Source organism: Kiritimatiellia bacterium, assembly GCA_028715905.1.
Classification (GTDB): Bacteria; Verrucomicrobiota; Kiritimatiellia; order JAAZAB01; family JAAZAB01; genus JAQUQV01.
The window spans coordinates 1-3952 of sequence record JAQUQV010000111.1 but is presented as its reverse complement, the minus strand read 5'-3'; the positions used below and the strand labels follow the sequence as shown (position 1 = coordinate 3952).

General features: G+C 58.9%; 4 protein-coding genes. 2 read left to right on the top strand and 2 right to left on the bottom strand.

Going from position 1 to position 3952, the window contains the following annotated elements:
* Positions 1-135 precede the first annotated feature (135 nt).
* Together tdh and kbl are read left to right on the top strand one after the other, a co-directional pair.
* Positions 136-1164, top strand: coding sequence for an L-threonine 3-dehydrogenase (tdh, locus tag PHP98_11855; protein ID MDD5484322.1), 1029 nt, complete (start codon positions 136-138; stop codon positions 1162-1164).
* Positions 1165-1187: 23 nt separating this feature from the next.
* Positions 1188-2372: a glycine C-acetyltransferase gene (kbl, locus tag PHP98_11850; GenBank protein MDD5484321.1), complete on the top strand. Its 1185-nt coding sequence runs from the start codon at positions 1188-1190 to the stop codon at positions 2370-2372.
* On the opposite strand, the gene hflX is transcribed toward kbl, so the two are convergent.
* Positions 2369-3448, bottom strand: a complete 1080-nt coding sequence (hflX, locus tag PHP98_11845) for a GTPase HflX (protein ID MDD5484320.1) — start codon at positions 3446-3448, stop codon at positions 2369-2371. The genes kbl and hflX overlap by 4 nt on opposite strands.
* Positions 3445-3723 (bottom strand): hypothetical protein, encoded by a 279-nt coding sequence (locus tag PHP98_11840; GenBank protein MDD5484319.1) that lies wholly within the window; start codon positions 3721-3723, stop codon positions 3445-3447. The genes hflX and PHP98_11840 overlap by 4 nt, the downstream gene beginning before the upstream one ends.
* Between the last annotated feature and the right edge of the window lie 229 nt (positions 3724-3952).

Below are 3952 nucleotides of genomic sequence, written 5' to 3'. Positions count from 1 at the left end.
CGTTTTCATAAATCCTTCCCGGCCGGATAAAACCGGGAGATTCCATCCAAAAAAAAACTTTTATTCAAGCGCGAAAGAGATTACTATCTTCCCGGTTAAATTAAAAAAGAAAAGAGAAATTAAAAAATGAAAAAAATGAAGGCGATCGTAAAAAAGAAACCCGAACCGGGACTCTGGCCGGAGGAAGTCCCCGTTCCGGAGCCCGGCATCAACGACGTTCTCATAAAAATAATAAAGACCGCCATCTGCGGCACCGATGTCCACATTTACAACTGGGACGCCTGGTCGCAGAAAACAATCCCCGTGCCCATGGTCATCGGCCATGAATTTGTCGGCCGTGTGGAGCGGACGGGCTCCAACGTAACTGATTTTCACCCCGGCGACATTGTCAGCGGGGAGGGACATATTGTCTGCGGCCGCTGCCGGAACTGCCTGGCCGGCCGGCGGCATCTCTGCATGAACACGAGCGGCGTGGGCGTCAACCGGACCGGCGCCTACGCGGAATACCTTTGCATCCCGGTAACCAACGTCTGGTACGCCGATCCGAAAATACCGCTGGATACGCTCTCCATCTTTGACCCCCTCGGCAATGCCGCGCACACGGCGCTTTCCTTCAACGTTCTCGGCGAGGACGTGCTCATAACCGGAGCGGGCCCCATCGGCATCATGGCCGCGGCCATCGCCAAGCACGCCGGGGCGCGTTACGTGGTCATTACCGACGTCAATCCCTACCGCCTTGAGCTCGCGCGGAAAATGGGGGCCACCCTGGCCGTGGACGTGCGCTCCGGAAATTTAAAAGACGCGCAGAAAACCCTGGGCATGAAAGAGGGGTTTGACGTCGGCCTGGAAATGTCGGGCAATCCCGCGGGCCTGCGCGATATGCTCACCAACATGTGCCACGGCGGAAAAATCGCCCTGCTGGGCATCCTGCCGCCGGAAACGGCCATTGACTGGAACACGGTCATCTTCAACGGGCTCTTCATCAAGGGCATCTACGGCCGCGAAATGTACGAAACCTGGTACAAAATGACTTCCATGATCCAAACCGGACTGGACGTTTCGCCGATTATCACGCATCGTTTCCATTACACCGAGTTTGAAAAGGCGTTTCAAATAATGCGCTCCGGTAATTCCGGCAAGATCGTCCTGGACTGGACGGGTTGAGGGCGCAAATAGGGGATAAAACCATGTATGGAAAAATGCAAGAACACCTGACCGGCCAGCTTGACCGGATAAGGCAAAGCGGGCTGTTCAAGTCCGAGCGGGTCATCGCGGGCCCGCAAAGCAGCCGGATAAAAGTGCGGGACGGGCGCGAAGTGCTTAACCTGTGCGCCAACAATTATCTCGGGCTGGCCTCCCACCCCGCAATTATCGCCGCGGCGGAAGAAGGTTTGAAACGCTGGGGATACGGACTTTCTTCCGTGCGTTTCATCTGCGGAACACAGACGGTGCACAAGGAGCTTGAAAAAACGATCAGCCGTTTCCTGGGCACGGAGGACACCCTCCTTTATTCGTCCTGCTTTGACGCCAACGGCGGGCTTTTTGAAACCCTGCTTTCCGAGGAGGACGCCGTCATCAGCGATGAATTGAACCACGCCAGCATCATTGACGGCATCCGCCTCTGCAAGGCGCAGCGTTTCCGTTATAAGACCGCGGACATGAACGCACTGGAAGCCCGGCTCAAGGAAGCGGCCGCGGCCCGCTTCCGCCTGATCGCCACCGACGGCGTATTTTCCATGGATGGCGCCATCGCCCGGCTGGATGAAATCTGCGGCCTGGCTGAAAAACATGGCGCCCTCGTCATGATTGACGATTCCCACGCCGTCGGGGTTATCGGGGAAAAAGGCCGCGGCACGCACGAATACCGCGGCGTGATGGACCGGGTTGACATCATCACCGGCACCCTGGGCAAGGCCCTCGGCGGAGCCAGCGGAGGTTACACCAGCGGCCGGAAGGAAATCATTGATTTCCTGCGCCAGCGTTCGCGGCCCTATCTCTTTTCCAACACGCTCGCGCCCATGGTGGCCGCGGCCTCCATTAAGGCCATTGAGATGATCGCTTCGTCAACCGAACTGCGCGGACGCCTGATGCAAAACACCCTGCATTTTCGCGCGGGCATGGCGGCGCTGGGATTTGACATCAAGCCCGGCGAACACCCGATCGTGCCGATCATGCTCGGGGACGCCGAAAAAGCCCAGAAAACGGCGACCCGTCTTCTTGAAAAAGGGGTTTATGTGATCGGCTTCTTTTATCCGGTCGTTCCGCAGGGCGCGGCCAGGATCCGCGTGCAGCTTTCAGCGGCGCACACCATCGCCGACTTGGATTTTGCCATGCGCATGTTCGCCGAGACCAAATCCGAATTAGGGCTTTAACCCGCGGCGGGAAACATGCCAGCCATGGTTTTTTTCAACTCCGCCAACCCGTCCTTGTTCCGCGCCGAAATAAAAAGCGCCCCCGGAAACGCACGGGCCAACTCGGCCTGATCCTTGATGCGGTCGGCTTTGTTCATCACCAGCAGGCGCGGAATCGCCCCCGCCCCCATTTCCTCCAGGGTTTTATAAACCACGCCGATTTGTTCGCGGACATGGGCATGGGCGGCATCCGCCACAATCAAAAGCATATCCGACTCGCGTATTTCTTCAAGCGTTGAACGGAATGAAGCCACCAGGCCGGGCGGCAGATGGCGGATGAATCCGACCGTGTCGGCCAGCATGACCTTGCGGCCGGACGGCAGATAAAGCAGGCGGTTCCGGGTGTCCAACGTGGCAAAGAGGCGGTCGTCCACGTAAGCTTCCGCCGCAGTCAGCGCGTTAAGCAGGGTGGATTTGCCGGCATTCGTGTAGCCGGCCAGCGCAACCAGCGGCCAGGGCCGCCGGACGCGGGTTCGCGCGCGGTGTTTCTGCATTTCCCGCAATTTTTTCTTCAGGCGCACAATGCGCGCCGCCATCGGCGCGCGGCGCAGTTGAAAGGGACTCTCGCCGGGCCCCCGCATGCCGATGCCGCCGGTGAAACGGTGCTGGCGCTCGGAAACCGGAATGCGCGCGGCTAGGTACTGCAACTGCGCCAGTTCAATCTGAACCTGCGCCTCCGCCGTCCGCGCCCGGCGCGCAAATATCTGCATGATCAGTTCGGTCCGGTCAATGACCTTGACCCCGAGGGAAAGGTCAAGATTATTGACCTGGACGGGAGAAAGCTCGTTGTCAAAGATGACCACGTCGGCCGCGCTGGCGCGGCAGGCCAGCTGGATTTCCGCGGTCTTTCCCTGGCCCACGAAAAAAGCCGCGTCGGGACGTTCCCGCCGCTGGGTAAGGCACCCCACGACGCGCGCCCCGGCCGTGTCGGCCAGTCGCTCCAGTTCCCGCAGCGAGTCCTCGGCCTCGGCGGCGTCCCGGCGCCCGACGACGGCCTGGACAAGCAAAGCGCGCTCGGCCGGCCTTTGAATATTCACTTCTTTATACATCGTTTCGCGCTTTTCTTGCGTGAATAATACAACCGGCGGCCCGGCGCGGCCGAACGGAATTTTTCCCGCCTGATCTGCCGGCGGGTTTTGACGTGCGCCGCATCCTGCCATTCGGCAAACTGGCGGTAAAGCTTTTCGTTTTCAAATCCCGGGCATTTCCGCCCGCCCCATTGAAGACGCGGAAAAGCAAAAGCCCAGCAATGATCGCCCAGATTCAAGCGGCACCGATAACATTTGCCGACCGGCTTCGGTCCCCTTTTCATCCTGGTTTTCCCGTTAAAAAGGCCGCGGCGCCATCCGGAATTAACCGCCGGCGGCGCACGGCCGACACATCAGAACTTCTCCGCGGATGCGCTTTATCGGCCGTGATGGAGCGGCCATGGTCTTAAAATAGTGCCGCGGGCAAAAAACAAAGTCAAATAAAAATTGACATTCCCCGCCCGAAGGCCGACAATTACGCCCGCAAGTTGAGAAATTCGGTTTTACGAGGCT

Coding starts and splice junctions, on each gene's coding strand:
- tdh (MDD5484322.1), top strand. CDS start 136: ATGAAGGCGATCGTAAAAAAGAAACCCGAACCGGGACTCTGGCCGGAG.
- kbl (MDD5484321.1), top strand. CDS start 1,188: ATGTATGGAAAAATGCAAGAACACCTGACCGGCCAGCTTGACCGGATA.
- PHP98_11840 (MDD5484319.1), bottom strand. CDS start 3,723: ATGAAAAGGGGACCGAAGCCGGTCGGCAAATGTTATCGGTGCCGCTTG.